Origin of the sequence: Streptomyces sp. DH41 (genome assembly GCF_029813785.1) — a bacterium.
GTDB lineage: Bacteria > Actinomycetota > Actinomycetes > Streptomycetales > Streptomycetaceae > Streptomyces.
The window spans coordinates 33,537-59,888 of sequence record NZ_JARVKY010000020.1 but is presented as its reverse complement, the minus strand read 5'-3'; the positions used below and the strand labels follow the sequence as shown (position 1 = coordinate 59,888).

Below are 26,352 nucleotides of genomic sequence, written 5' to 3'. Positions count from 1 at the left end.
CGGCAGCCCGCCCTCTCCCGTCGCGTTCCGCCGCGCCGTCCCGGTCGTCCGCGCCGTCCCGCCGCCCTCTGCTTGACCTTGTCCCAGGGGCAGGGCCGACGGTTCCGGCATGGACACGGACTATCTGGCACAGACGCCGTACAGCGATCCGGGCGACCTGGACACGAGCGGACTGCCGCGTGACCCGGCCGCTCTGGCCGCGGTCGTCAGGAATCTCGTCATCCACCGGGGCGAGGGCCCGCGCTTCGGTTACGCCGTGCCCGAGCGTCGCCTGCACGAGGACGCCGAGTCGCGGTACGTCACCGAGATGCTGCGCATCCTGCGGGAGCGCGGGGACGGACCGCTCACCCGGCCGAGGGCGCCGAAGGAGCGGTTCGTCGGCACCTGCCGGGACTTCTCGCTGCTGCTGTGTTCCTTGCTGCGGGCCACCGGGACGCCTGCCCGCCCGCGGTGCGGGTTCGCGACGTACTTCGTCGACGGCTTCCACGAGGACCACTGGGTCACCGAGTACCGCCTGCCGGACGGGCGGTGGCGGCAGGCCGACGCGCAGCTCCGCGACGGCGGCTACGACGTGCCGTTCGACCCCATGGACGTGCCCCGGGACCGCTTCCTGGTGGCGGGGGACGCCTGGCGGGCCTGCCGGGAGGGGCGTGCGGACCCGCGGACCTTCGGGCTCGGTTTCGCCGAGGGGCTCCGGGGGCTGTGGTTCGTCCGCGGGAACGTCGTCCGCGACCTGGCGGCGCTGGGCGGCGTGGAACTGCTGCCCTGGGACGGCTGGGGCCCCGAGTTCCTCGGCCGGGTGCCGCTCGGCGCGGACGACCTCGCGGCGGCGGACGCGGTCGCCGCGGCGCGCTCGGAGGCGGAGTGGCGCCCGCTGTGGGAGGACCCTCGGCTGACCGTGCCGGCGGTGATCTCCTCGTACACGATCCACCGGGGGACGCGGAAAGTCCGTCTGCCTCCCACCGGCCGGGGTCCGCTCAGGCCCCGGTCAGCTCCACGAGCTTGACGACGGTGTTCCAGTTGCGGGTGGTGGCGATCAGGCCCTTGTTCACGCGGGGTCGCGCCAGGGCCTCGGCGAGCTTCGAGCGGCCGAGGCCGTTCGGCGCGTACAGGTACAGGGCCCGGTCGCCGAGGCGGAACTCCTCGGGGAGGAAGGCCGGCCGGTCGACCGTCTCGAAGCGCTCGGCGGCGACCGGCGCGGAGAAGTAGGTGACGTGCAACTGCTTGGCCTCCAGGTCGGCGGCCGGGAACGGGCACGCCTCGGCGACCGCCTCGAGATACGCGTGGTCGCGCACGATCACGTCCACCGCGAAGCCGAACCGCTTCTCGATCGCGCGCGTCAACTCGGCGGCCAGGGAGTCCTCGTCCCCGTGGCCGGACGCGAACACGGCCTGCCCGCTCTGGAGATGGGTGCGTACGGCGTCATGGCCGAGGTCCGTCAGGAGCGCGCGCAGTTCGGCCATCGGAAGCTTCTTCGCGCCGCCCACGTTGATCCCGCGCAGCAGCGCCGCGTACGTCGTCGTCATGCGCACACCATAGAGCGGCCGTCGTGCCCCGTGGGGGTGGGCACGACGGCCGCGTCCGCGCGCCGGGCGGACGTGCGCGCCACTCTCGCCGATGCGGTGTGCGCGGTTCAACCACTACGCACTCCTGTGACTTATTCAACAACTTTGCGGAAGGACCGCGCGGGCCGGGAGCGACCGCCCGTCCCGCTGAGCGCCGAAGAGCCCGTCGGTTTCCGGGGGTCCTCCCGGCAACCGACGGGCTCTTCGGCGTCTTCCGCCTCGGCGTTCTCTCCTTTGGCGTGGTCAGGCCCGCGCCGCCGCCAGTTCCGCCTCGATCAGGTCGGCGGCCCGTCGGGTGCCGCCCTCCTGGGCCATCTGGGCCTGGAGTCCCGCCAGACGCCGGGTCACCTCCGGGTCGTCGACCAGGGCGAGGGCGGCGGTGCGCAGCGCCTCGGCGGTGGCCTCCTCGGTCGGGAGGTGGCGGGCGACACCGAGGCCCTGGAGCATGTCCGCGTTGCCGAACTGGTCCACGGCCTGCGGCACGGCGATCATCGGCGTGGCGGTGGCCAGCCCTTCCTGGCTGCCGCCCGCGCCCGCGTGGGTGACGAACAGGTCGGCCTGCTTGAGGATCGCCAACTGCGGCACCCAGGACCGTACTTCCACGTTGCCCGGTACGTCGCCCAGCTCGGCGGCGTCGACGTGCTTGCCGACCTGGAGCACCACGTGCCAGCCGGGCAGCTCACCGAAGGCCTTGACGCACTCCCGGTAGAAGGCCGGTTGCTTGGTGAAGGACGACCCGAGGGAGACCAGGACGACCTTCTCGGCGCCGTCGGGACGCTGCCACTCCCCTTCGGCCGAGCGGTCGCCCTGGCAGGCGCCGACGAAGGTGTACGTCGTCTCGTCGACCCGGTCGGCGTTCGGCTGGAGCGCCTTGGGGATCAGTACCAGGGAGCGGGCGGGGCGGCCGACGAACGGGTCGGGGTGCATCGTGATCCCGTTCTCCTCCAGCCAGGCGTGGAAGCGGGCGTAGTAGGCCTGGCCGCGTTCGGTCTTCAGCGGCTCCTCCCACATCGGCTCGCCGACCTCCTTCTCGTAGCCCTCCCAGGCGACCAGGTTCGGCGAGAGGGAGACCACCGGCACGTTCCAGCGGTGGCCGAGGACGCGGGCCGGGTAGGAGGTGATGTCGTGCAGGACGAGATCCGGCTCGTCGCCCCGGTACGCCTCGATGAGCTGCGGGAGCGCCTGCACGGCGTCGTCGAAGAACGGCTCGACGTTGTCCAGCAGCGTGGTCCCCCAGGCCTCCGGGTCGGCGTCGGGGCCGGGGAGCGTGCTGTTCCACAGTTTGGGTTCGGCGCCCGTCTCGGCGACCTTCTCCGCGAAGAGCGGCGGGATCGCGTACGTCACCCGGTGCCCTCGCGCGACGAGCTCGCGGATCACCTCCAGGCTGGGGTTCACGTGCCCGTGCGCGGCGATGGAGAACATGGCGATGTGAGCGGGACTGGTCATGCGGAGAATGTATTCGAGACGAGACGTCTCGTACAACTTCTTCTCCCGCAGGTCGCTCCTCATCCCGCCAGCTCCTCGTGCAGCCGCAGCCAACGTGCCGGCGCGACCTCTCCGACGAGCACGCCGGTGTCCAGGCGCGCGGCCCGGAACGCCGCGTCGACCCGGCGCCTGGGGTGGGCGCGCCGCAGGGACGCGTGCAGCGAACCGCCGACTCCCGAGAAGCCCAGCTCGACCAGGTCCTGCCAGCTCCGGTGGGCGACACCGGAGAGCAGCGGGGTGCGGCGGCGTTCGACGCGCAGGATTCCGGCGTCGACGCGGGGCGCCGGCCGGAAGCCGTACCGGCTCACCCGCCCGGCCAGCCGCCACTCGTGGCGGGGCCAGGTCCGGACCGTCAGCAGGGTCCAGCGGCCGTAGTCGCCGGTGCGCTTGCGGGCGTACTCCAGCTGGGTGAGGAGCGTGGCGTCGGTGAGGCCGGGTGCGGTGAGGCACCAGTCGACGATGTCGGCCGTGCGCGAGAAGGGCACGTTCCCGGCCACGGAGAACGGCGTTCGCGGGGGCCGCGCGGCGAGGAAGTCACCGGCGACGACGCGGACGTGGGGGATGCCCGAGAAGCGGGAGCGGAGCCCGGGGACGAGTCGGGGGTCGATCTCGTAGGCGTGCAGTTCCCGGCTGCGGCGGGCGAGCGGCTCGGTCAGGGCGCCCTGACCGGCGCCCACTTCGAGCAGGAGGGGCGGGCGACGGCCGTCGGGGGCGGCGAGGCGGGCGACGCGGTCGGCGGTGGCGCGGTCGGTGAGGAAGTTCTGCGAGAGCGTGCGGGCACGCTGTGTGGGGCGGGCCATGGCCTGCGGTCCTTGTCTTCCGTGAAAGGGGAAAAGGGCAGCCGAAGGCCCTGACCGGAAGACGAGGGCAGAAGGAGATGCGGAGACTCAGCCCCGCCGCGCGTGTGTCACGTGTGTCAGCGGCGGGGGGACCCCGGGCCGGTCAGGGCTCCGGGGCCACGACGCATCCGGGTGGAGTGCGTGCAGCCCCGGCCGAGACCGGAGATGAAGATCGCGTTGAAAGCTGCCACGGAGCCGACGGTAGGCGCCGGCGCCGCGGGCGGGCAACGGGTTTTCCCCCGCGGGGCTCCGCCTGCCGGCGCCCCTCCTGGCGTTCGCCGCCGGGCTCTTCTCCGTCAGCGCTGGTAGCGGGCGAGGACGAGGTTTCCGTCCTCTTCCAGGCGGCTGTGCAGCTCCTCCAGGTCGATCGCTCCGCTGTAGTACTCCTGGAGCGCGGGGGTGGCCACCTTGTCCTTCCACTCGGGATAGCCCCTCACGGACTGCGCGGGCGCGGTACGCAGCTGCCCGGCGAGGGCGGTGCCCGTGGCCCAGCCGTGCTCGGCCGTGTGCAGGGCCGGGTCCTTCAGCGCCTCGGTACCGGTGGGCAGCATCCAGTCGCCGAGCGCGAGGCGCACCATGTTGTCCGGCTGGAGGAGGAAGTCGATGAACGCGGCGGCCTGCTTCTTGTGCGGGCTGTCCTCGGCGATCGACAGGGTCTGCGGGCTGACGCCCTGGGTGAGTCCTTCGGCGCCGGCCGGGGCGGGCAGCACCTGCCAGTCGAAGCCCTCGGGTGCCTGCTGCTGGATCTGCTGGCGGTAGGAGAAGCCGAGCGGCACCATCGCGTACTTGCCGGCGAAGAAGCCGGGCAGGGTGTCGGAGCCGCCGCTGCCGAGGGTCGTGGAGGAGGCGCTGTGATCCGTGTTGACCTGGTCGTGGATGGTGCGGGGCACCACCTGGTCGCCCTCCTCGAACCGGACGGTGACCTTCCCGTCCGCTCCTCGGTGGAACAGCTTCCCGCCGGTGGACAGGGACAGGTTGAGCGTCGCGGACACGGGCTCCTTGAGCGGCCAGGCCACTCCGTATCTCCCCTCGCCGCTCAGCCGCTTCGTCACCTGCCGGAACTCCGGCCAGGTCCAGGGATGTTCGGGCGTGGGAATCCGGACGCCCGACTTCCGCAGCAGGTCGGCGTTGGCGATCAGTACCCGGGGTTCCTGGAGGAACGGAACGCCGTAGACGCCGTCGCCGAAGGTGACCGTCTCCCAACTGCGCCGGGGGATGTCCGACTCGAGCCGCTCGGGCAGCAGGCCGGTCAGATCGGCGAGGTAGCCGCCGTAGGCGAAGTCGGCGAGGTCGTCGGAGGCGTCGTGGATGATGTCGGGCGCCTCGCCGCCCTCGAAGGAGGTGAGGAGCTGGTCGTGGACGCTGTCCCAGCTGCCCTGGACATACTCGACGCGCACGTCCGGGTGGGTGGAGTTCCACTCCCGCACCAGTTCCTTGTTGGCCGCCACGGACTCCTCCTGCCAGGCCAGGGACTGGAAGCGCAGGGTGATCCGGCCGTCGTCCGCCCCGTCGCCGCCGCCCGAGCAGCCGGCGAGCAGCAGGGCGAGGGAGACGAGCAGGACGGTGATCCTCGTACGGGTCCGCATCAGCTCTTCACCGCCCCGGCGAGCATGCCGCCCGTGATCCGCCGCTGGATGAGGGCGAAGACCACCAGCGAGGGCAGCGTCGCGAGGAAGGCGGCCGCCGCGAGCGGGCCGAGGTCCGCGACGCCCTCGGCGCCGATGAAATGGGTGAGGATCACCGGCAGGGTCTGTTTCTCCGGTGTCTTCAGCAGCACCAGCGCGAAGAAGAACTCGTTCCACGCGGTGATGAAGGCGAACAGGGCGGTCGCCACGATCCCCGGCGCGAGCAGCGGCGCGGTCACCGACACCAGTGTCCGCAGCCGCCCGGCCCCGTCGACCGCGGCCGCCTCCTCCAGCTCGGCCGGCACCGCCCGGACGTACCCGGCGAGCATCCAGAGCGCGAACGGCAGCGACCACACGACGTACACCATGACCAGTCCAGGGACGGAGTTGATCATCCGGAGGTTCTTCAGGACCAGGAAGAGCGGGATGATCAGCAGGACGAAGGGGAAGGCCTGGCTGACCACGACCCACCCGGTGGCCGCCTTGGTGAGCCGGCCGCGGCGCCGGGCCATGACGTACGCCATCGGCGTCGCGATCACCACGGCGACCACGGCGGCGCCGAGCGCGGCGAGCAGGGAGTTGAGGGCGGCCCGCAGCAGCGGCTGTTCGTCGAAGGCCTGCCGGAAGTTGTCGAGGGTGGGGTTCTCCGGGATCCAGGTGGGATGGAGGCTCGCCAGCTCCTGCGGCGGTTTGAACGCGGTGGAGACGAGCCAGAAGAACGGGAAGGCCAGGAAGACGAGATACGCGAGCAGCGCGGCGTACTGGCCCACGCGGGCCCCGGTCGAGGTCCTCATGCCTCGTCACCTCCCTTGGGTCCGGCCCCGGTCTTGAGTCCGCCCCCCAGCCGGCCGGCGAGGAAGACCGCCAGCAGGACCGAGATGACGGCGACCATGACACAGCCCATCGCCGCCGCATAGCCGAACTGCCCGTAGCGGAAGGCTTCTTCGTAGGCGAAGAGCATGGGCAGGCGGGTCCTGCCGCCCGGTCCGCCGCTGGTCAGCACATAGACCAGGGCGAAGGAGTTGAAGTTCCAGATCAGGTTGAGCGCGGTGATGGCGAGCGCGACCGGTCTCAGGGCGGGCCAGGTGACCGTGCGGAAACGGCGCCAGGCTCCGGCGCCGTCGACGGCGGCGGCCTCGTGCAGCTCGCGCGGGGTGTTCTGGAGCCCGGCGAGCAGGGCGACCGTGGTCTGGGGCATGCCCGCCCAGACGCCGACGACGATGACCGCGGGCAGCGCGGTGGCGAGGCCGCTGAGCCAGTCCCGGCCGTCGCCGAGGCCGAGGTCGCGCAGGGTCTCGTTGAGGATGCCCGCGTCCGGGTTGTAGACCAGCCGCCACATGATGCCGACGACGACCTCGGGCATCGCCCAGGGGATGATCGCCAGGGCACGGGCCATCCAGCGCATCCGCAGGTTCTGGTTGAGCAGCAGGGCGAGGCCGAGCGCCAGCAGGAACTGCGGCACCGTCACCCCGACGGCCCACAGCAGCCCGATGCGGAACGACTCCCAGAACAGCGTGTCCCGCATCAGGTCCTGGAAGTTCAGCGTGCCGACCCACTGGGTGGGCTGCGTCCGGCCCGACTGGGCGTCGGTGAACGCCAGCAGGATGCCGTAGAGCAGCGGCCCGACGCTGAGGACCAGAATGGGGATCAGCGCGGGCAGCACCAGGAACCACGCGCCGTGGTCGGGGCCGCGCCGCTGCCGGTCCCGGCCGGGCGCGCGACGCGCCGGTTTCCTCGGCTCGGTCACCGATGTCACGCAATCAGCCCCTTTGCACGGCTCGGGCGGGCCTGGCCATGGTCGTGAAGGCGCGGTGCCCCGTCAAGACACCGCGCACACCCTCCCACCTGTGCGAATGCGACACTGGCCGACGGTTGGCGGGAATCCGCCGGACATGACGGACACGGAGGCACACAACGATGGACGAGGCACGGGCGCGGGAGGTGCTGGCCGCGGCGGGGGTGCTGCCCGGCGGGGCACGGGAGGCGCGGCTGCTCGCCCTCGGCGAGAACGCGGTGTTCGCCGCCGGTGGCCTGGCCGTCAAGGTGGGCCGCGACGCCGAGCTCCTCGGCCGGGCGCGCCGGGAACTGGCCGTCGCGGTGTGGCTGGAGGAGGCCGGGGTGCCGGCGGTGCGGGCGGCCGACCCGACGGCGCTGTTCGTCGACGGGCACCCGGTGACCGTGTGGCGGCGGCTGCCCGACCCGGTGCGGCCCGCCGAGCCGCGGGACGTGGCCGCGCTGCTCCGGCTGGTCCACGCGCTGCCCTCCCCCTCCTTCGAGCTGCCGCCCCGCGAACTGCTGGGCGGTGTGGAACGCTGGCTGCGGCTCGCGGGCGACGTGATCGACCCCGCGGACGCCGCGTATCTGCGCGAGCGGCGCGACGGCTTCGCGACGGCCGCCGCCGCGCTCGTCCCCCATCTGCCGCCGGGCCCGATCCACGGCGACGCGCTGCCGCGCAACGTGCACGTCGGACCCGACGGACCGGTCCTGGTCGACCTGGAAACCTTCTCCGCCGACCTGCGCGAGCACGACCTGGTGGTGATGGCGCTCAGCCGGGACCGCTACGGGCTGCCCGCCGAGGCGCACGACGCCTTCACCGCGACCTACGGCTGGGACGTGCGGGAGTGGGACGGCTGCGCGGTGCTGCGCGGCGCCCGGGAGACGGCCAGCTGTGCCTGGGTGGCCCAGCACGCGCCGAGCAACCCGAAGGCCCTGGCCGAGTTCGAACGCCGGGTGGCGTCGCTGCGGGACGGGGACCCGACGGTGCGGTGGTATCCGTTCTGACCGCGCGTCGCCTTCCGGTGCGGGGGGCTTCCGGAACGGGGCGTGCCCCGGCCGGACCTCCCGGACCACCGCCTTCCGGACCGGGAACCACCCCGGCCAGACCCTCCGGTACCGGTCAGACCCGCTCGTCGGCCGGTTCGCGCACCGGCCATCTCCCGTCGATGACGACCGTGGCGTCGCCCTTGCGGCGCAGGAAGCTCTGGAAGTCCGCCGCCCACTCGGCGTACCACTCGATCTGGCGGTGGTGCAGATCCGCCGGGCCGAGGGACGCGACCTTGGGGTGGCGGCCGGCTATCGCGCAGGCCAGCCGGGCCGCGGCGAGGGCGTCGGCCGTGGCGTCGTGGGCGGCGTCGAGCGGGACGCCGTACTCCCGGCAGACGGCTTCCAGATTGCGCTTGCCGCGGCGATAGCGGTCGACCGAACGGTCGATGGTGTACGGGTCGATGACCGGCGCCGGGTCCAGGCCTCCGAGGCGGTCGCGCAGGGACGGCAGTCCGTAGCGCCGCAGTTCGGCGGAGAGGAGGGTGAGGTCGAAGGCCGCGTTGTAGGCGACGACCGGGACGCCCGTCTTCCAGTAGGCCGCGAGCACACCGGCGATGGCGTCCGCGACCTGGTCGGCGGGCCGCCCCTCGCCGGCCGCCCGCTCGTTGGTGATGCCGTGCACCGCCACCGCGTCCGCCGGGATCTCCACCCCGGGGTCGGCCAGCCACTCCCGGCGTCCTCGCGGCTCCCCGCCCACGACCTCGATCACGGCTCCCGTGACGATGCGCGCCTCGCACGGGTCGGTGCCCGTCGTCTCCAGGTCGAAGCCGATCAACAGCTCCCGGTGCCAGCCCATGGGCGGTCCCCCTTCTTGGTGGTGCGTTCCCCCAGTGGTTTCCACCTTCCCATGGGCCACTGACAATCAGAGGATCGCATTCCGCTTACGCCCGCACCCGGCCCCGTATCCCGGCCGGCGCACCGCCCGGCACGCCGCCGCCCCGCGCCCGGACCGACGCCGACGCTCACGACACCGGCCGCGAATCCGCCCACATCAGCTCGAACTCCTCGCGATAGGTGGGGAAAAGTCCACCTTCGTCGACCTGGTCCGACTTCACCACCTTGCTGCCGTTCCGCCCGTTGCGCAGGACGAGCACCGGCGCCTCCATCCCCCGGGTCCGGCGCAGATAGGACTGCACGACCGCGATGCCGTCGGCGCCGTCCCCGTCGACGAGGTAGGCCGTGAAGCGCGGCGTCTCGTCGAAGACCTGGATCTCGAACGCGCCCGGGTCCCGCAGCCGGGAGCGCACCCGGCGCATGTGCAGGATGTTCATCTCCACGGCGCGGCTCAGCTCGCCCCGCTTGATGCCCAGTTCGCGCTCGCGGCGCTTGATCGCGCTGGAGGCCGGGTTCAGGAAGAGCAGCCGCACCCGGCCGCCGGACTCGGCCAGCCGGAGCAGGCGGCGCCCGGAGAAGTTCTGCACGAGCAGGTTGAGGCCGATACCGAGGGCGTCCAGCCGCCGCGCGCTGCCGAAGATGTCCTCGGCCGGGAACTGGCGCAGCAGCCGCACCCGGTCCGAGTGCACGGCGACCACGTCGGCGTAGCGGTCGCCGACCAGGTCCTCCACGGCGTCGACCGGCAGCCGCCGCGTGGACGGCACGTCACCGCCCGCGCCGAGGACCTCCAGCAGCCGCGCCGAGGCCCGCTCGGCCTGGTTCAGCACCGACTCGGACAGCGCCCGGTTGCGCGAGACGACGTTGCGGGTGACCTCCAGCTCGTCCAGGGCGAGTTCCACGTCGCGGCGCTCGTCCACGTACGGCTCGAAGCAGGGCCAGTGCTGGACCATCAGCTCGCGCAGCTGCGGCAGGGTGAGGAAGCTGAGGACGTTGTCGTCGGCCGGGTCGAGCAGGTAGCCCTTGCGGCGGCTGACCTCGCGGACGGCGACGGCCCGCTGCACCCACTCCTGGCCGGCGGGTCCCGCGGCGGCGACCACCCACTCGTCGCCGTGGACGGGTTCGTAGACCGGCCTGAGGACGGCGGCCACGACCGCGCGCAGCCGCTGTTCGACGAGGTTGAGCCAGATGTAGGCCCGGCCGGCCCGCTGCGCACGGGTGCGCACCTCGTGCCAGGCGTCGGCGTCCCAGTCCAGCTCCGGTCCGATCGCGCCCACGCTCATCGGCCGCGCCAGGGACACCGCACCGGGCGGGACGTCCGTGGAGTTCCCCTGGTGACCGTCGTCACCAGGAGGCAGCTCCAGCCCTCCCGAGCCCACCCGCGCACCGCCTTCCGCTCCCCCGGAGCACTACCGGTCAGACCCCGTCTCAACGATCAAGGAAGGGTACTCCGCGAGCGGTCCGCGGTGCAGCCCGATGGACGGGCCGGTTTTCCCAACGACCGTGATCTCCGCGACCGTTCCGGTCCGCCTCGCACCGGGGAGTGAGCGGATTCATAGCGGTGACGCCGCCCGGTACGGGGAAGGCTTCCTCGCGCCCCCCATGGGGCGCTTGCCGAGGAGAGAGCCGAGGGGCGGGTAGGAGGACGTACGTGCCAGGTGGTCGCCTCACTTTCGGGGAGACTTCCGGGAAACTCGGAGCCAAGGCGTCCGCACCGGCGCCGTACACCTGAAAGAGTCGTGTCCATGCAGGTCTGGCCTGGAGAGGCGTATCCACTCGGTGCCACATACGACGGCGCCGGCACCAACTTCGCGGTCTTCACGGAGGCCGCCGACCGAGTAGAGCTGTGTCTGCTGCACGACGACGGCTCGGAGACCGCGATCGAGTTACGGGAGAGCGACGCGTTCGTACGGCACGCGTACGTGCCGGGCGTGATGCCGGGGCAGCGGTACGGCTACCGCGTGCACGGCCCGTACGCCCCCGAGCGCGGGCTGCGCTGCAACAGCGCCAAGCTGCTCCTCGACCCGTACGCGCGTGCGATCAGCGGGTCGGTCCAGTGGGGCGAGGAGGTGTACGGCTACCACTTCGGCGACCCTGGCCGGCGCAACGACCTGGACTCGGCGCCGCACTCGATGACGTCGGTCGTGGTGAACCCGTACTTCGACTGGGGCGACGACCGGCGCCCCCGGACGGAGTACCACCACACGGTGATCTACGAGGCCCATGTGAAGGGTCTGAGCATGCGGCACCCCGGGCTCCCCGAGGAGCTGCGCGGCACCTACGCGGCCCTCGCGCACCCGGCGCTGATCGAGCACCTCACCGAGCTGGGGGTGACCGCGCTGGAGCTGATGCCGGTACACCAGTTCGTCAACGACCACCGCCTGGTGGACATGGGCCTGAACAACTACTGGGGCTACAACACGATCGGGTTCTTCGCCCCGCACAACGCCTACGCCTCCTGGGGCGACCGCGGCCAGCAGGTGCTGGAGTTCAAGTCGGCGGTGAAGGCGCTGCACGAGGCCGGGATCGAGGTCATCCTCGACGTCGTCTACAACCACACGGCCGAGGGCAACCACCTGGGTCCGACGCTGTCCTTCAAGGGCCTCGACAATCCGTCCTACTACCGGCTGGCCGACGACCCCCGCTACTACATGGACACCACGGGCACCGGGAACTCCCTGCTCATGCGGTCCCCGCACGTCCTCCAGATGATCATGGACTCGCTGCGGTACTGGGTCACCGAGATGCACGTCGACGGCTTCCGCTTCGACCTCGCCGCCACCCTGGCCCGGCAGTTCCACGAGGTGGACCGGCTGTCGTCGTTCTTCGACCTGGTGCAGCAGGATCCCGTGGTCTCGCAGGTCAAACTGATCGCCGAGCCGTGGGACGTGGGCGAGGGCGGCTACCAGGTGGGCAACTTCCCGCCGCTGTGGACCGAGTGGAACGGCAAGTACCGGGACACGGTGCGGGACCTGTGGCGCGGTGAGCAGCGCACGCTCGCGGAGTTCGCGTCCCGGCTGACCGGGTCCTCCGACCTCTACCAGGACGACGGCCGCCGCCCGCTGGCCTCGATCAACTTCGTGACCTGCCACGACGGCTTCACCCTGCACGACATGGTGGCGTACAACGACAAGCACAACCACGCCAACGGCGAGGACAACCGGGACGGCGAGAGCCACAACCGGTCCTGGAACTGCGGTGTCGAGGGCGAAACCGACGACCCGGCGGTGCTGGAGCTGCGGGCACGCCAGATGCGGAACCTCGTCGCCACCCTGCTGCTCTCCCAGGGCGTGCCGATGATCAGCCACGGCGACGAGTTCGCCCGCACCCAGCGGGGCAACAACAACGCCTACTGCCAGGACAACGAGCTGGCGTGGGTGGCATGGCCGGACCGGGACGGCGACGAGGACGGTGACGGCCCCGGCACCGGGCTGCTGGAGTTCACCCGCGCGATGGTCTGGCTGCGCAAGGACCACCCGGTCTTCCGCAGACGCCGCTTCTTCCACGGGCGCCCCGTGGAAGGCACCCACGACGAGCTTTCGGACATCGCCTGGTTCACCCCGGAGGGTGCGGAGATGACCCAGCGGGACTGGAACTCGGCGCGGGCGTCGGCGCTCACGGTGTTCCTGAACGGCAACGCGATCTCCGAACCCGGCGCGCGCGGGGAGCGCATCGGGGACGACTCGTTCCTGCTGATGTTCAACGCCTCGCCGAAGCCGCTGGACTTCGTGGTGCCGGTCGACCACGGCCGGCAGTGGGAAGTGGTCGTCGACACCGCCCTGCCGGAGGGGGTGCCCGCGGGCACGGCCGCGAAGGTGCAGGCCGGGGACCGGCTGACCCTGGTGGACCGGAGCCTGACGGTCTTGCAGCGGCCGGTCTAGCGGACGCGGGGGCGTGTCCCCCGTAAGACACGCCCCTACGCCCGTGCAGGGGGCCCGATGACACGAAAGGCGGCGGGGCGGGTACGTAGGTTTCCATGACACCTGAGCGACCCGACCCGGTGCTGCCCTCGACCTCCCCGGCCCCCTCGGCCACCTACCGGCTGCAGCTGCAGCCCGCGTTCCCCTTCGGGGCCGCCGCGGCGGCCGTGCCGTACCTGGCCTCGCTCGGTGTGTCGCATCTGCACCTGTCCCCCGTCCTGGAGTCGGTCCCCGGCTCGCAGCACGGCTACGACGTCGTGGACCACGCGCGCGTGCGCGAGGAACTGGGCGGCGAGGACGGACTGCGGGCGCTGTCGCGCACCGCGCGGGAGCACGGCCTCGGCCTGGTGGTGGACATCGTGCCGAACCACATGGCGATGTCCCCCCGCCACAACCGCGCCCTGTGGGAGGTGCTGCGGGAGGGCCCGAAGTCGCCGTACGCGCGGTGGTTCGACATCGACTGGGAGGCGCAGGGCGGCCAGGTGCTGCTGCCGGTGCTCGGCGCCCCGGTCGGCGAGGTGCTGGACGAGCTGAGGGTCGACGGTGACGTACTGCGGTACCACGACCACGCCTTCCCCCTGCGCGGCGGCACCGCGGACCTGCCGCTGCCGCGGCTCCTGGACGCGCAGTGGTACCGCCCGGTGTGGTGGCGGCTCGCGCGCACCGAGCTGAACTACCGGCGCTTCTTCAGCATCTCCGAGCTGATCGGCGTGCGCGTGGAGGACCCGGTGGTCTTCGAGGCCACGCACGCCACGATCCTGCGGCTGCTGCACGAGGGGGTGGTCGACGGGCTGCGCGTCGACCACCCCGACGGTCTCGCCGACCCCGACGCCTACCTGCGGCGGCTGCACGAGGCCACTGGCGGCCGGTGGACGGTGGTGGAGAAGATCCTCGCGGACGGGGAGCGGCTGCCGGCCGCCTGGCCCGTCGCGGGCACCACCGGCTACGACGCCCTGCGGCACGTCGACGGGCTCTTCACGGACCCGGCCGGGTACGGGGAGTTGCTCGGCCAGTACCGCAGGTTCGCCGCCCCGCAGACGGACCGGGGCGGGGACTGGGCGGCGACGGTGCGGCGTGCGGCGTACAAGGTGCTCACGCACGAGCTGGCCACCGAGACGGACCGGCTGACCCGGGTGGCCCACCGCCTGTGCGTCGCCTCGCCGGAGCCCGCGCTGCGCGACCGGGCGCCGTGGGCGCTGCGCACGGCGCTGCGGGAGCTGCTGGTCCGGCTGGAGGTGTACCGGCCGTACGCGTCGGTGGACGCGGCGTCGGTCGTCACCGAGGAGGCGGCGGCCGAGGCGCGGCTCGCGTTCGCGGTGCCCGAGGAGGCCGGCGCGGTGGACGTCGTACGGGGTCTGGTGCTGGGCCGGTACGGGGACGGGCCGGACCACGTGGAGTTCCGCACGCGGTTCGCGCAGACGGCGTCGGCGCTGCGCGCGAAGTCGGTGGAGGACACGGCGTTCTACCGCTACGTGCCGCTGCTGTCGGCGACCGAGGTGGGCGGGAACCCGGGGAGTCCGGCCCTGTCGCCGGAGGCTTTCCACGCGTACTGCGCGCGCGTGCAGCGCGACTGGCCCGCGACCGGCACGGTCGTCTCGACCCACGACACCAAGCGCAGCGCCGACGTGCGGGCGGCGCTGGCGGTGCTCACCGAGTGCCCGGAGCGCTGGGCGGACGTCCTGACGGAGGTCACCCGCACGGGTGAGGGTGTGCCGGACGCGCAGCTGGCGTGGGCGGCCTGGCAGACGGTGTTCGGGCTGGGTCCGGCGGACGGTGAGCGCGTGCGGGAGGCACTGCTGAAGCATGTGCGCGAGGCGGGGATGTACACCAGCTGGACGGAGCGGGAGCCGCCGTACGAGGAGGCGGTGGCCCGGTTCGTGGCGGCGGGGCCCTGCGGCGCGCCGGGCGAGCGGGTGACCGCCTTCCGCGACGCCCTGGAGCCGCACATCCGGGCCAACGTCCTCGGCACGGCCCTGACGCACCTGACGATGCCGGGGGTACCTGACCTCTACCAGGGCACGGAGGACGAGTACCTGGCCCTGGTCGACCCGGACAACCGCAGGCCGGTGCGTTTCGGGGAGGGCGGCGGGGACGGGAGGTCCCAGGGCGGGGAGAAGGGCGCGGTGACCCGGGCGGCGCTGGCGCTGCGCGCGCGGCGGCCCGACGTCTTCGGCGACGCGGCGTCGTACGAGCCGCTGCGCGCCGAGGGACCCGCGGCAGCGCACTGTGTGGCGTTCGTCCGCTCCGGAGATGTCCTGACGGCCGTGACCCGGCTGTCGCTGCGGCTGGCGGAGGCCGGCGGCTGGCACGGCACCACGCTGCCGCTGCCGCCGGGCCGGTGGGCGGACGCGCTGACGCCCGGGCGGGAGTTCACCGGGCACGCGCGCGTTGAGGAGCTGTTCGCGGGGGTGCCGGTGGCGCTGCTGGAGCGGGTGGGAGCGGCGGCGGGCGACGGAGGCTGACCGGGAGCGGACGGGAGCGACGAGGACCGCCCGGAAGCGGACGGAGGCGACGAGGGTGGCGGGGGCTGACGGGGGCTGACGGGGAGCGACACGCGCTCGGCTCGGAGGTCGAACGCGTGTCGCCCGCTCACCGGCCCGCCCGGCTCATCCCTCCGTGTCCCACGCGAACACCGCCCCCGTCCGCGCCGCCATCACGCACGGGTTGGGGAAGGTCTGCGTGTACTCCACCGGCCGGCCCCGCCACTGCCCGTGCGCGTGGGCGGTCACCGGAGCGTGGATCATCGGGCAGTGGGTGTCCCGCGGCGGGATGTCGGCGATGCGGCCGTTCGTCGCGTCGAGTTCCGCACAGGCGCGGGCCGCGTGGGCGTGCCCGCGAGGCGGGTGGCACAGCAGCAGGGCGCCGCGCGTGACGTCCGACTGGTCACCTGACGGGGCACCGGGCAGGACGTCCGACTGGGCGTCGCCCCGGGTGACGGTGAGGTGGAGCCAGTCGTTCGCCGGTTCACGCTCCGCGGTGGCCTGTGCGGGGGCGGCGCAGGTGAGGAGGAGGGCGGCGGCTGCCAGGAGGGCGGTCCGGGCCGCCCGGGCGGTGATGGTGTGAGTCATTCCCGGTGCATCGGCACGGCGGCCTCGGAACCCCAGCCCGGCTCACCCGAACGGGAGCCCGCGGTGGGGCGCCGCCCGGCCAGTTCGAACGCGGCGAGTACGACGCGCGTCTGGTACTCCACCTGGCGCGCGACCGGTATCCAGCGGGCCGCACAGCCGTCGCGGTAGTCGGCGCAGCCTTCGTCGACGAGCCGGTCCAGTTCGGGCAGCACACCCGCCGGATCGCCTCCGGTACGGGTCACCAGCTGGTGCAGAAGCCCCGCGGTCCGCAGGGACAGGCGCCGTCCGGCGAGTCGCAGGGCGACCAGGTGGGCGGTGCTCATGGGCGGCAGGGAGCGGCCCGATCCGTCGTCGGTGTCGGGGTCCCACGCGTCGGCCAGCCTGGGGCAGACCAGCAGGTAGTCGTCGACCGGCGCGAGGAGGTGCGCCGCCCCCGGGACGGTCGCGAGGTGGGGGCGGAGCCGGGCGAGGACGCGGTGCAGACGCTGGGTGTCGTGCCGCAGGGAGCGGCTCACGAACCGCAGCACCCCGTCCCGGTCGGCCGGGGGCGAGCCGTCCGCCACGGCGGCGACACCCCACATGGGTGCCTCGACGACCGCGGTGACGGTGCCGTACCGCTGCGGATGGCACCACGTCGAGTCGACGGCGGCCTCGGTGATGGCCGCGGTGAGGTCCCCGCGGCGGGGCGACGGGATGCGGTAGACGGCGGGGCCGAGGTCGGGCCAGTACAGGGTGTCGTAGGCGCCCAGTTCGCGGGGGACGCCGAGCCGGGCCGCGGTCTGGGCGATGCGCTGGGCGAGGCCCGGCAGGTCGTGGGTCACCTCGACGAAGCCGCCGCCGACGTCGACACCGTGCAGGGAGCACTGCAGGAAGGGGCGCAGTTCGTCCTGGAGGGTGAGCAGGGCGCGGGTCTCCGGCAGCACGGCGCGGTCCGGGCCGTCGGGCAGCCACTCGGGCTGCTCCAGGAAGCCGGGCCGGAAGAAGTTCCGCGCGTAGCGGCCGAGGGTGTACGGGCCGGACAGCCAGCCCTCGTTGCGGCGCAGACCGTCCGGGTCGACGGACAGCAGGAGGTTCCAGGTGGCGTCCGCGCCCTCGGTGAGCCGGGGGTCGGCGAGGGCGCGCTCGGCCAGCCTCAGGACGGTGGCGCCGCCCACGGGCTCGTTGGCGTGCGGCCCGGCGACGACGAGGGCCTGGCGGCTGCCGTGGCCGACGGAGAGCAGCAGCAGCGGGATGCCGGAGCGGGACGTGCCGACGCGGCGCAGCCGGGCGTCCCGGGGATGGCGGGCGACGAGTGCGGCGGCCCGGGCGCCCAGTTCGTCCACGGTCGGATAGCGCAGGAGGGGCGGCAGGGCACACCTCCACGATGCGGGCCGTCGGTTCACCTGACGTGCGCGGTGTACGCACAGTCAGTCACGAGTTGGGGGGTACGTCAACACTATGAAAAGCAAAGGGATTTGTCCCATGATCCGACCCGACGATCCGGCCCACCGCGACGCACGACACCGAGTGAACCCCAGGCCAGAGCTGTGCACCGGCCTCTCCACCGCCCCCGGGCTCAGTTCACCGCGAGGCGGAAGGCCATCTGGCCGAAGCCGATCTGGTCACCCTCGCGGACGATGGCCGCACCGATGACCCGACGGCCGTTGACCGTGGTGCCGTTGGTGGAGCCGAGGTCCCGCAGCACCCACATGCCGCCCTGGCGGCTGAGCTCGGCGTGCACGCGGGAGACCGTCTCGTGGGTCAGCCGCAGCCCGCTCGCCGGGTCGCGCCCTATGCGCAGCGGATGACCGGCACCCGGGTGGGGCAGCAGCAGCTTGGGCACCCGCTCCGCCTGCCAGGCCCGGCGCAGCCGCACGCCGAACCCGGACACCGCCTCGACGGTGCCGAAGACCAGCCGCGACACCCGCCCCTCGGTGGCCAGGTCGGCGGTGAGCGGGGCGAGTTCCTCCAGACGGCGGGCGGCGAGCGCCAGCTCCATCCTGCGGATGAACGTGTCGTGCGACAGACGTCCCATGGCGACGCCGTCCCGGAGCAAGTTCAGCGCCTTGTCGCGCTCCGCGTCGGACAACCGCGCGGGGTACGTGTTGAACTCGAAGGACGACGTCACGCAGGTGATTGTCGGTCAGCCGGGCCGGAGTGTCCAGAAAACGGGAAACGGCCGCCACGCGCGCCGGGCACGCCCGTCACTCCCGGACCACGGCACGACACCCGCCGCAAACGGTGTTTTCAGCAGCGCGGAGATCACTTTTGCAGGACCATGGACGGGCTACATCACGGTGAGCAGACGAAGGGGAACCGTCCGTGCAGTTCGAGGTGTGGGCACCGCAGGCCGGCCGAGTCACGTTGCAGTGCGACGGCGCCACGCGCGCGTTGGAGCGCGATCCGGAGCGGCCGGGGTGGTGGTGCGGCAGAGCCGAGGCACGCGACGGCTCGCGGTACGGCTTCGCGGTGGACGACGGGCCGGTGCTGCCGGACCCGCGCTCGCGCCGGCAGCCGGACGGACCGGACGGGCCGAGCGCGGTCGTCGACCACGGGCGGTACGCGTGGCGTACCGAGTGGGCCGGGCGCCCGCTGCCCGGTGGCGTCCTGTACGAGCTGCACGTGGGCACGTACACGCCCGAGGGCACGCTCGACGCCGCCGCCGAACGGCTCGGCCACCTGGCGGACCTCGGCGTCACGCACGTGGAGTTGATGCCGCTGTGCCCCTTCCCGGGCCGGCACGGCTGGGGGTACGAGGGGGTCTCGCTGTGGGCCGTGCACGAGCCGTACGGCGGCCCGGAGGCGCTGAAACGGTTCGTCGACCGGGCTCACGCACTCGGCCTGGGCGTGATCCTGGACGTGGTGCACAACCACCTGGGCCCGACCGGCAACTACCTGCCCGCCTTCGGTCCGTACTTCACCGACACCCACCACACACCGTGGGGCGTCGCCGTCAACCTCGACGCTCCCGGCTCGGACGAGGTCCGGGCCTATCTGGTGGACAGCGCGCTGGCGTGGCTGCGGGACTACCGGGTCGACGGGCTGCGCCTGGACGCGGTGCACGCCCTGGCCGACACGCGCGCCTGCCACTTCCTGGAGGAACTGTCGACCGCGGTGGACGGCCTCGCCGCCGACCTGGGGCGTCCGCTCTTCCTGATCGCCGAGTCCGACCTCAACGACCCGCGGATCATCACCCCGCGCGCGGAGGGCGGCCTGGGTGTGCACGCGCAGTGGAACGACGACTTCCACCACGCCCTGCACGCCGCGCTCACCGGTGAGTCGCAGGGCTACTACGCCGACTTCGCGCGCGCTCCGCTGGCGGCGCTCGCCAAGACGCTGACGCGGGGCTACTTCCACGACGGCACCTACTCCAGCTTCCGCGGGCGCGGTCACGGCCGCCCGCTGGACCGCGGCCGGGTCGCCGCGCACCGGCTGACCGGCTACAGCCAGACCCACGACCAGGTCGGCAACCGCGCCCAGGGCGACCGCCTGGCCGCGCTGGTCTCCCCGGGGCTCGCGGCCTGCGCGGCCACGCTGACGCTGACCGCGCCGTTCACGCCGATGCTGTTCATGGGCGAGGAGTGGGCGGCGGGCACGCCCTGGCAGTTCTTCACCGACCACACCGACCCGGAGCTCGCCGAGGCGGTACGCGGCGGCAGGCGGCGCGAGTTCGCCGCGCACGGCTGGAAGGAGGAGGACGTGCCCGACCCGCAGGACCCGGCGACACGCGAGCGCTCCTGCCTCGACTGGTCCGAGCCGGAGAGCGAGCCGCACGCGCGCGTACTGGCCTGGTACCGCCGGCTGATCGCCCTGCGCGGCGAGCAGCCGGACCTGACCGCCCCCGACCTCGCCGACACCAAGGTGGCGTACGACGGCGAGGCGCGCTGGCTGGCCTTCCGGCGCGGCGACATCCGGGTGGCCGTCAACCTGGGCCCCGAACCGGCGGCGATCCCGCTGGGCACCCGCCCCGCGCGCGTACTCGCCGCCTGGGAGCCGGTGCGGGCGCCGGGCGCGGACGGGGTGCTGCGGGTGCCGGGCGAGTCGAGCGTGGTGCTCGTACAGGAGTGACACGTACGGGGAATGACTCGTGCGGGAGTCACTCGTACGGGAGTCACTCGTACGGGAATGACTCGTGCGGGAATGACTCGTGCAGGAGTGACTCGTGCGGGAGTCACTCGTGCGGGAGTCACTCGTGCGGGAGTCACTCGTGCGGGAATGACTCGTGCGGGAGTGAGGAGCGGCGGTCAGGACGGAGCGTCGTCCGTGCCGTCCTCGCGCAGCTCCGTGACGCGTTCCAGCAGGATCGGCTCCCAGGCGCGCCGCAGCCTGGTCCTGAGCGCGGGCAGGGGCAGGGGCGGCGGCTCGGACTCGGGCCCGGCGGACCGGTCGTCGAGGGCCTCGGCGAGGTGGACGAGGGCGTCGCAGCGGGCCAGCCACAGACCGCGCAGGCAGGGCCGGGCTCCGTAACCGGCGAGGGTGGCGGCGCGTACGGCGGCGGGCGCGCCGACACAGAGCGCGAGTGCGGCGATGTCCTCGGCCGGGTCGCCGAGGACCGCCTCGGTCCAGCCGAGGACGCCGCGCACCCGGCCGTCGGCGCCGACCACGAGGTGCTCGCCGGCCAGGCCGTGGTGGACGAGAACCGCCGCGCCGGGCTGCACGCCGAGCTGGGCCGACGCGGCCCGGGTGAGCCGCTCCGGCCGGGCGGCGTCGAACTCGTCGGCCTCGTCGAGGCGCCGGGCGGCCCGCTCCGCGGCCTGCCGCAAGGCCTCCAGCGGGCGCGGGGCGGCCCGGGGCACGCCGAGGGTCTCGGCCTGGCGGACCGGGACCTCACGCAGCCCCGCGAGCAGCGCCGCGAGGTCCGCCTCGCCGAGGGCCGACACGTCGTGGTCCTCGCCCGACCCGCCGGGCACCTTGGCGTCCAGGGTGTAGGTCAGCCCCGGCGCCCACTCGCCGTGCGCCACGCTCGTCGGCACCACGACGGAGACGTACGGGCGGAGCAGCTCGCGCAGGCGGAGTTCGCGTCGCTGCCGTACCGCGGCCCCGCGGTCGGGGGCCAGGCGCAGCACGTGCCGTGCGCCGACCCACCAGGTGGCGGGTTCGGCGCCCGCCGCCACGGGACGCACGTCGCCTTCCGCGCTCTCGCCCAGCAGGGAACGGACCAGTCGGCGGACGGTGTCCGCGGTGGGTGTCGGTGCCTGGGTCATGGTCGCGCCGTCGTCTTCCGCATCTGCCGGGGCGCTCGGGTCCGCCGGGGCGTTCGGGGCTCTTCGTCGCCGGTCACTCCACTATGACCATCTCCCGGGTCGTGTCGTTGAGACGCCGGCCACCGTCCTCGGTGACCGTGACGATGTCCTCGATGCGTACCCCGAACCGGCCGGGCAGATAGACGCCTGGCTCGACGGAGAAGCACATACCGGGCACGAGGAGCTGCTCCTCGCCCTCGATCATGTACGGCGGCTCGTGCGTGGTGACGCCGATGCCGTGCCCGGTGCGGTGGATGAAGTACTCGCCGTAGCCGGCACCGGCGATGACCGCGCGGGCGGCCCGGTCGACCTCCTGGCAGGCCACCCCGGGCCGTACCGCGCCGAAGCCCGCCTCCTGCGCCTCGCGGACGAGGTCGTGCACCCGGCGCTCCTCGTCGGTGGGCGCGCCCACGTGGACGGTGCGGGAGGTGTCGGAGCCGTAGCCGTCCTTCAGGCCGCCGAAGTCGAGGACGATCATGTCGCCGTCCCCGATGACGCGGTCGCCGACCTCGTGGTGCGGGTTGGCCCCGTTCGGGCCGGAGGCGACGATGGTGAAGTCGACCTGGGAGTGCCCGAACCGCCGCAGCAGACCGGCGAGGTCGGCGGCGACGTCGGACTCCCGGCGGCCACCGAAGCGCACCTCGCGGATCTCCTCGAAGGCGGCGTCCGCGGCCGCGCCCGCCGCCGCCAGCAGCTCCAGTTCCGCCGCGTCCTTGACGGCGCGCAGCATGGGCAGCGCCTCGGTGAGGGCTGCGTACGAGGTGCCGGGCAGCGCGCGTTGCAGGGCCAGCAGGTGCATCGCCCAGGCGTTGTCGCTGACGCCGAACCGTCCGGAGCCGTCGAGGAGGGCGGCGGTGGCGGCGTAGGGGTCCTTGCCGTCGGTCCAGTCGCGCAGGGTCAGGGCGGGCGCGCCGACGGCCTTCTCCGCGTCGGGCGCCTCCAGCGTCGGGACGACGAGGACCGGATCGCGGCCGGCGGCGAGGACGAGCAGGGTGAGCCGTTCGGTGGCCGCGGTGGGCGCGTAGCCGGTGAGCCACACGAGGTCCGGGCCCGGCGCCACCAGCAGTCCGGCCAGCCCGGCGTCGGCGGCCGCCCGAGCGGCGCGCTCCATGCGGGCCCGGTAGTCGTCGGCGGTGAAAGGGGCAGTGGGCGCGCTGCCGGTCATCCGGGCCTCCCTGGGCGACAAGAGTGAAGGGACTACGGGCAGCATCCTGCCCCCGGCGAGGGGGCGACGCGAGCCGATTGGCATTGAACAACCATCACCCCTAATGGTTTGATGCGTCTCAAACATTAGTCGCGGGGAATGCCCTCGGGCGCCCGGAGGAGGCCGACACCGTGCTCGTACTCGCGCACATCAGCGATCTGCACCTGGACGGGAGTGCGCGGGCGACCGGGCGCGCCGAGCTCGTTCGCGACCGGCTGTGGGAACTGCCGGGGCGGGTGGACGCCCTCCTGGTGACCGGGGACATCGCGGATCACGGCACCGAGTCGGAGTACGAGGAGGCCGCCCGCATCCTGGGGCTGCGCGACGGCACCGCGCCGTTGCCCGTGCTCACCTGCCCCGGCAACCACGACAGCCGCGCGCCCTACCGCAAGGCCCTGCTGGGCCGGCCCGCCGCCGACGGGCCGGTCAACGGCGTGCACGTCTTCGACGGCGGCGCGGTCCTGATGTGCGACTCCAGCGTCCCGGGGAGCGACGAGGGGGAGCTGGACGAGGAAACCTACGGCTGGATCGAGTCCGCCCTGGACGAACTCGACGGCGACCGCCCGGTCCTCCTCGCCTTCCACCACCCGCCCACCGCCGTGCACCACCCCCTGCCGGACTCCTACCAACTGCGCCACCCGGAACGCCTCGCCGCGCTGCTGGGCCGCCGGCCCGAGATCGCCGGGCTGATCACGGGGCACGCCCACACGCCCGCCGCCACCGTGTTCGCCGGGCGGCCCCTGGTGGTCGGGCCCGGGGTGACGTGGACCCTGCGGCTGCCCTGGGAGGGTGAGCGGATCGCGGACCGGGACGCCCCGGTCGGGCTGGCCTACCACGTGCTGGACGACGGGGGACGGCTCACGAGCCACTTCCGCACGGTCAGGTGACGACCCCCGGTACGGCCGTCAGCTGCTGGTAGCCGCCGCTCTCGTGGCGCACGGTGATCTTGACTTTCTGGCCCGGTCGGGCGTGGGCCACGGCTCGGGCGAGGTCCGCGGCCGAGTCGACCCGGGTCGTGCCGACCGTCAGGAGCACGTCGCCCCGGACCAGGCCCGCCGCGTATCCGGGGCCGGGCACATGGACTCCCACGACCAGGGCCCCCGGCTTCTCGTCGTCCACGGCCTCCACACCGAGGGTCGCGGCGGCCGGCGCCGGGGACGGGGACGGGGACGGGCCGGCCGGTGGGCGCTCCGCGGTGGCCCGGCCTCCCTTCGGCGCCACCGCTCCCCCGGCCGCACCCGACGGCCCCGCCTGCCGTTGCAGTTCGGCGAGTCTGCTCATGCCGATCACCGTGGCGCCCATCGTGCCGAGTCCCGCGCCCGCCAGGAGCAGGACCGCCGCGGCGCACACGACCAGCAGCAGGGTGGTGAGCCGCCGCCGGCGCCGGCCCCCGGCTTGCGGACGCCGGGCGGTGCCGGTCGCGGTGCCGGCCCCCGGTTCCTGACCGGGCATCGGCTTGGGTCGCAACGCTGTCTGTTCCATGGATCGCCTCCGGCCGGTGATCTACCCGGCGCACCGGCGCGTGACGAGCCACGAAAGAGTGAGACTGACCGGGGGTCAGCCGAGGGCGGACAGAGCGGTGCGCCTCGGGACGGGCACGGCCGGGATCCGGTCCGGGAGGAAGCCGTGGGTGCGCCCGGCGAGGTATCCGGCCTTGTACCGCGGGACCTCCCGGTGCCAGTTGAGGATGCCGGCCATCCAGTTCTGGAGATCGGTCACGTAGCCCCGCATGATGGCGCGCGCCTCGTCCGAGAGCTGGAAATCGTCGTAGACGACGGGGAGTTCATGCGCGACGACGTGCTCGAACTGGCGCATGCGCTGGTTCATCAGGTCCTGGACGACGGGCAGCGCGGTCGGATAGTCGACGCCGAAGAAGTTCTGCACGACGAGGACCGCGTTGTGGATCTCGCCCTCGTACTCGATCTCCTTCTGGTACGAGAAGACGTCGTTGAGGAGGCACGCGTAGTCGATCGCCGCGTTCTCCAGGGACCGGACGGGACCGCTGCGGTAGACCTCGGGCGGCACGGCGGGGCCGTGGCCGGCGCGGCACAGGCCCAGGGTGAGGTCGGAGCCGAAGGTGGCACGCCGCATCTCCAGGTAGTCCACCGGGTCGGGGACGCGGTTCTGGATCTGGTTGGCCAGTTCCCACACCCAGGCCTCGGTCATCTTGTCGACGGCCGTCTTCAAGGGGAGCCGCTGCTCGGGCGTCATGCCGGCGGTGGTGCGTGCCCACAGGTCGATCAGGGAGCGTTCCATGGCGTTGGCGGGCGGCGGGACCGGCTCGGCGTCCAGCGGCATGCAGGCCGACAGCCGGGCCGTGGTCAGCCGGGCGGCGGCCAGGTCGCGGCGGTGGCCGTAGACGAGCGGGTAGTAGTCGTCGCCGTAGGTGCCGAAGGCCAGCCAGCCGGAGGCGAGGTTCAGCTGGTCCTGGGTGGCGTCCGGGTCGAGGCCGGCGGCGCACAGGGGAAGGTCGCAGCTCGCGAGCTTGTCCTCGTCCCACACCCCTTCGCTGAGGAACCCGATGTGGTGCGACCACTCGAACAGGTGCCGCCGGGCGCCGTCCAGGGCGGGGCTCAGTTCCAGCGGGAACGGCATGCGGATGTCGGGGATGACCGAGGGGCCGACCTTCTGGAAGGGCGTGTACGTGTAGGGCCGTGCCCGCTCGGCGACGGCCGCGGCGAGCAGCCCGCCGACGTCGGCGGCGGAGGTGCCGGGCCCGGTCAACGCCTGCCAGGGGGCCGTGGGCCGGGCGCCCTTGTTCATGTAGCGGCTGGAGCGCATGTGCCATTCGTGGCCGCCGGACTGCCAGTCCTGCAGGCCCTTCGCGTACGCCCCGACGGCGGCGGTCTCGGCCGGGGTCAGGCCGCTCTCCAGGGCCACCGCGGGCACCTCGGTGAACGCGGTGTGCTCGAACTGGTGCAGCCGGGAGGTGAGGACGTCGTTGACCAGTTCGGCGGCTTCCTGCGTGGTGCAGTCGAAGAAGGTCTCCAGGACCAGCACGCCGTTGCTCAGCTCGCCCTCGTCCTCGACCTCCCGCTGGTAGGAGAAGAGGTCGTTGCGCAGGTGCACGGCGTCGGAGAACGTCTCCATCAGCACCCTCAGCGGCCTGGACCCGGAGACGGCGGCGGGCACCTCGGCGGTCGCGTACTCCACGAGCCCGGCCGACCACGGTGCGCCGCCGACCTTGCGCCGCATCTCGATGTACTCGACGGGGTTGGCGACGCGCCCCTCGTTGATGTTGGACAGCTCCCACAGGGACTCGTTGAGCAGGTGCTCGGTGGCGACGGCGAAGCGGGCGCGCCAGTCGGCCGACATCGCGGGCACCGTACGACGCCAGAGGTCGGCGAGGCCGGCCTCGACCGGGTTCTCGGGTGCGGGTGTCTCGGTGGCGGGGTCGAGCGGCATGAACAGGGGGAGCCGGTCGAGGTGCGCCTTGCCGGCGACGCGGTCCTGGCTGCGTTTGAACTTCTCCAGGAAGTGGTCGTCGAAGAAGAAGACCCACACGTACCAGTCGGTGACGAGGGAGAGGGCCGGCCCGTCGCAGTCGGGGTGGGTATAGGCGCAGAGCAGGCCGTAGTCGTGTGCGTCGAGGTCGGACTCTTCCCAGACCCCGGAGCCCTCCAGCATGCCCATCTCGCGCGCCCATGTCGTCGAGTGGGCGCGGGCCTCGTCGAGATGCGGGTTGAGCCGCGCGGGATGCGGCAGGTAGAAGTGCGGGAGTTCGAAGGGCTGTCGCGTCATGGCCGGGCACTACCCACGGCCCTTCGAGC

21 protein-coding genes are annotated in these 26,352 nt (G+C 73.0%); 6 read left to right on the top strand and 15 right to left on the bottom strand.

Annotated features, from left to right (window positions below; translation table 11 throughout):
* Positions 1-109 precede the first annotated feature (109 nt).
* Positions 110-1,006: a transglutaminase-like domain-containing protein gene (locus QC283_RS28235; RefSeq protein ID WP_279564525.1), complete on the top strand. Its 897-nt coding sequence runs from the start codon at positions 110-112 to the stop codon at positions 1,004-1,006.
* Here QC283_RS28235 and QC283_RS28230 read toward each other — a convergent pair.
* From QC283_RS28230 to QC283_RS28205, 6 genes are all read right to left on the bottom strand, one after another.
* Positions 978-1,526: a DUF1697 domain-containing protein gene (locus QC283_RS28230; RefSeq protein WP_279564524.1), complete on the bottom strand. Its 549-nt coding sequence runs from the start codon at positions 1,524-1,526 to the stop codon at positions 978-980. The genes QC283_RS28235 and QC283_RS28230 overlap by 29 nt on opposite strands.
* 282 nt (positions 1,527-1,808) lie before the next feature.
* Positions 1,809-3,074: a glycosyltransferase gene (locus QC283_RS28225; RefSeq protein ID WP_383528264.1), complete on the bottom strand. Its 1,266-nt coding sequence runs from the start codon at positions 3,072-3,074 to the stop codon at positions 1,809-1,811.
* Positions 3,071-3,850: a 23S rRNA (adenine(2058)-N(6))-methyltransferase Erm(O) gene (gene erm(O) / locus QC283_RS28220; protein ID WP_279564522.1), complete on the bottom strand. Its 780-nt coding sequence runs from the start codon at positions 3,848-3,850 to the stop codon at positions 3,071-3,073. Before erm(O) ends, QC283_RS28225 begins: the two co-directional genes overlap by 4 nt.
* A 335-nt stretch (positions 3,851-4,185) precedes the next feature.
* Positions 4,186-5,475 (bottom strand): ABC transporter substrate-binding protein, encoded by a 1,290-nt coding sequence (locus QC283_RS28215; RefSeq protein ID WP_279564521.1) that lies wholly within the window; start codon positions 5,473-5,475, stop codon positions 4,186-4,188.
* Entirely contained in the window at positions 5,475-6,308 is an 834-nt protein-coding gene (locus tag QC283_RS28210; protein ID WP_279564520.1) for a carbohydrate ABC transporter permease, read from the bottom strand. The genes QC283_RS28215 and QC283_RS28210 overlap by 1 nt, the downstream gene beginning before the upstream one ends.
* A complete protein-coding gene (locus tag QC283_RS28205) occupies positions 6,305-7,270 on the bottom strand; it encodes a carbohydrate ABC transporter permease (protein WP_279564519.1) in 966 nt (321 codons plus the stop codon). Before QC283_RS28205 ends, QC283_RS28210 begins: the two co-directional genes overlap by 4 nt.
* 161 nt (positions 7,271-7,431) lie before the next feature.
* Between QC283_RS28205 and QC283_RS28200 the strand changes: the two genes are divergently transcribed.
* A complete protein-coding gene (locus QC283_RS28200; RefSeq protein WP_279564518.1) occupies positions 7,432-8,295 on the top strand; it encodes a phosphotransferase enzyme family protein in 864 nt (287 codons plus the stop codon).
* Between the two features lie 115 nt (positions 8,296-8,410).
* Here QC283_RS28200 and QC283_RS28195 read toward each other — a convergent pair whose 3' ends face one another.
* On the bottom strand, positions 8,411-9,133 hold the full coding sequence (locus QC283_RS28195) for a 3'-5' exonuclease (protein WP_279564517.1): 723 nt from the start codon (positions 9,131-9,133) through the stop codon (positions 8,411-8,413).
* Positions 9,134-9,299: 166 nt separating this feature from the next.
* Entirely contained in the window at positions 9,300-10,547 is a 1,248-nt protein-coding gene (locus QC283_RS28190; protein WP_279564516.1) for an SAV2148 family HEPN domain-containing protein, read from the bottom strand.
* A 366-nt stretch (positions 10,548-10,913) separates the two neighbouring features.
* On the opposite strand from QC283_RS28190, the gene glgX reads away from it, so the two are divergent.
* A complete protein-coding gene (gene glgX, locus QC283_RS28185) occupies positions 10,914-13,049 on the top strand; it encodes a glycogen debranching protein GlgX (protein WP_279564515.1) in 2,136 nt (711 codons plus the stop codon).
* A 95-nt stretch (positions 13,050-13,144) separates the two neighbouring features.
* The gene (gene treY / locus QC283_RS28180) at positions 13,145-15,550 is read left to right on the top strand and encodes a malto-oligosyltrehalose synthase (RefSeq protein ID WP_279564514.1); all 2,406 of its coding nucleotides are present in this window, start codon (positions 13,145-13,147) and stop codon (positions 15,548-15,550) included.
* 144 nt (positions 15,551-15,694) lie between these two features.
* Here the strand turns inward: treY and QC283_RS28175 are convergent, their stop codons facing one another.
* From QC283_RS28175 to QC283_RS28165, 3 genes are all read right to left on the bottom strand, one after another.
* On the bottom strand, positions 15,695-16,156 hold the full coding sequence (locus QC283_RS28175) for an SSI family serine proteinase inhibitor (RefSeq protein WP_279564513.1): 462 nt from the start codon (positions 16,154-16,156) through the stop codon (positions 15,695-15,697).
* Positions 16,153-17,478: a M14 family zinc carboxypeptidase gene (locus QC283_RS28170; protein ID WP_279564512.1), complete on the bottom strand. Its 1,326-nt coding sequence runs from the start codon at positions 17,476-17,478 to the stop codon at positions 16,153-16,155. Before QC283_RS28170 ends, QC283_RS28175 begins: the two co-directional genes overlap by 4 nt.
* A 233-nt stretch (positions 17,479-17,711) precedes the next feature.
* Entirely contained in the window at positions 17,712-18,263 is a 552-nt protein-coding gene (locus tag QC283_RS28165; protein WP_279564511.1) for a DUF1707 and FHA domain-containing protein, read from the bottom strand.
* Between the two features lie 194 nt (positions 18,264-18,457).
* Here QC283_RS28165 and treZ point away from each other — a divergent pair, with 194 nt between their 5' ends.
* Complete coding sequence (treZ, locus tag QC283_RS28160; protein WP_279564510.1) at positions 18,458-20,203, top strand: malto-oligosyltrehalose trehalohydrolase; 1,746 nt, start codon at positions 18,458-18,460, stop codon at positions 20,201-20,203.
* A gap of 176 nt (positions 20,204-20,379) precedes the next feature.
* Here the strand turns inward: treZ and QC283_RS28155 are convergent, their stop codons facing one another.
* Together QC283_RS28155 and QC283_RS28150 are read right to left on the bottom strand one after the other, a co-directional pair.
* Positions 20,380-21,339: an aminoglycoside phosphotransferase family protein gene (locus tag QC283_RS28155; protein ID WP_279564509.1), complete on the bottom strand. Its 960-nt coding sequence runs from the start codon at positions 21,337-21,339 to the stop codon at positions 20,380-20,382.
* A gap of 73 nt (positions 21,340-21,412) precedes the next feature.
* Positions 21,413-22,543 (bottom strand): aminopeptidase P family protein, encoded by a 1,131-nt coding sequence (locus QC283_RS28150; protein WP_279564508.1) that lies wholly within the window; start codon positions 22,541-22,543, stop codon positions 21,413-21,415.
* 170 nt (positions 22,544-22,713) lie between these two features.
* On the opposite strand from QC283_RS28150, the gene QC283_RS28145 reads away from it, so the two are divergent.
* Positions 22,714-23,469 carry a phosphodiesterase gene (locus tag QC283_RS28145; protein ID WP_279564507.1) on the top strand — a complete coding sequence of 252 codons (756 nt, stop codon included), beginning with the start codon at positions 22,714-22,716 and terminating at the stop codon, positions 23,467-23,469.
* On the opposite strand, the gene QC283_RS28140 is transcribed toward QC283_RS28145, so the two are convergent.
* Positions 23,462-24,064, bottom strand: coding sequence for a PDZ domain-containing protein (locus QC283_RS28140; RefSeq protein ID WP_279564506.1), 603 nt, complete (start codon positions 24,062-24,064; stop codon positions 23,462-23,464). The genes QC283_RS28145 and QC283_RS28140 overlap by 8 nt on opposite strands.
* Positions 24,065-24,139: 75 nt before the next feature.
* Positions 24,140-26,323 (bottom strand): germacradienol/geosmin synthase Cyc2, encoded by a 2,184-nt coding sequence (gene cyc2 / locus QC283_RS28135; RefSeq protein ID WP_279564505.1) that lies wholly within the window; start codon positions 26,321-26,323, stop codon positions 24,140-24,142.
* Between the last annotated feature and the right edge of the window lie 29 nt (positions 26,324-26,352).

Bases quoted from the DNA above. Each gene is read 5' to 3' on its own strand.
- QC283_RS28175 (WP_279564513.1), bottom strand. From the start codon at position 16,156: ATGACTCACACCATCACCGCCCGGGCGGCCCGGACCGCCCTCCTGGCA.
- QC283_RS28215 (WP_279564521.1), bottom strand. From the start codon at position 5,475: ATGCGGACCCGTACGAGGATCACCGTCCTGCTCGTCTCCCTCGCCCTG.
- treY (WP_279564514.1), top strand. From the start codon at position 13,145: ATGACACCTGAGCGACCCGACCCGGTGCTGCCCTCGACCTCCCCGGCC.
- QC283_RS28200 (WP_279564518.1), top strand. From the start codon at position 7,432: ATGGACGAGGCACGGGCGCGGGAGGTGCTGGCCGCGGCGGGGGTGCTG.
- cyc2 (WP_279564505.1), bottom strand. From the start codon at position 26,323: ATGACGCGACAGCCCTTCGAACTCCCGCACTTCTACCTGCCGCATCCC.
- QC283_RS28155 (WP_279564509.1), bottom strand. From the start codon at position 21,339: ATGACCCAGGCACCGACACCCACCGCGGACACCGTCCGCCGACTGGTC.
- QC283_RS28150 (WP_279564508.1), bottom strand. From the start codon at position 22,543: ATGACCGGCAGCGCGCCCACTGCCCCTTTCACCGCCGACGACTACCGG.
- QC283_RS28210 (WP_279564520.1), bottom strand. From the start codon at position 6,308: ATGAGGACCTCGACCGGGGCCCGCGTGGGCCAGTACGCCGCGCTGCTC.
- QC283_RS28235 (WP_279564525.1), top strand. From the start codon at position 110: ATGGACACGGACTATCTGGCACAGACGCCGTACAGCGATCCGGGCGAC.
- QC283_RS28225 (WP_383528264.1), bottom strand. From the start codon at position 3,074: ATGAGGAGCGACCTGCGGGAGAAGAAGTTGTACGAGACGTCTCGTCTC.
- QC283_RS28230 (WP_279564524.1), bottom strand. From the start codon at position 1,526: ATGACGACGACGTACGCGGCGCTGCTGCGCGGGATCAACGTGGGCGGC.
- glgX (WP_279564515.1), top strand. From the start codon at position 10,914: ATGCAGGTCTGGCCTGGAGAGGCGTATCCACTCGGTGCCACATACGAC.
- QC283_RS28140 (WP_279564506.1), bottom strand. From the start codon at position 24,064: ATGGAACAGACAGCGTTGCGACCCAAGCCGATGCCCGGTCAGGAACCG.
- QC283_RS28195 (WP_279564517.1), bottom strand. From the start codon at position 9,133: ATGGGCTGGCACCGGGAGCTGTTGATCGGCTTCGACCTGGAGACGACG.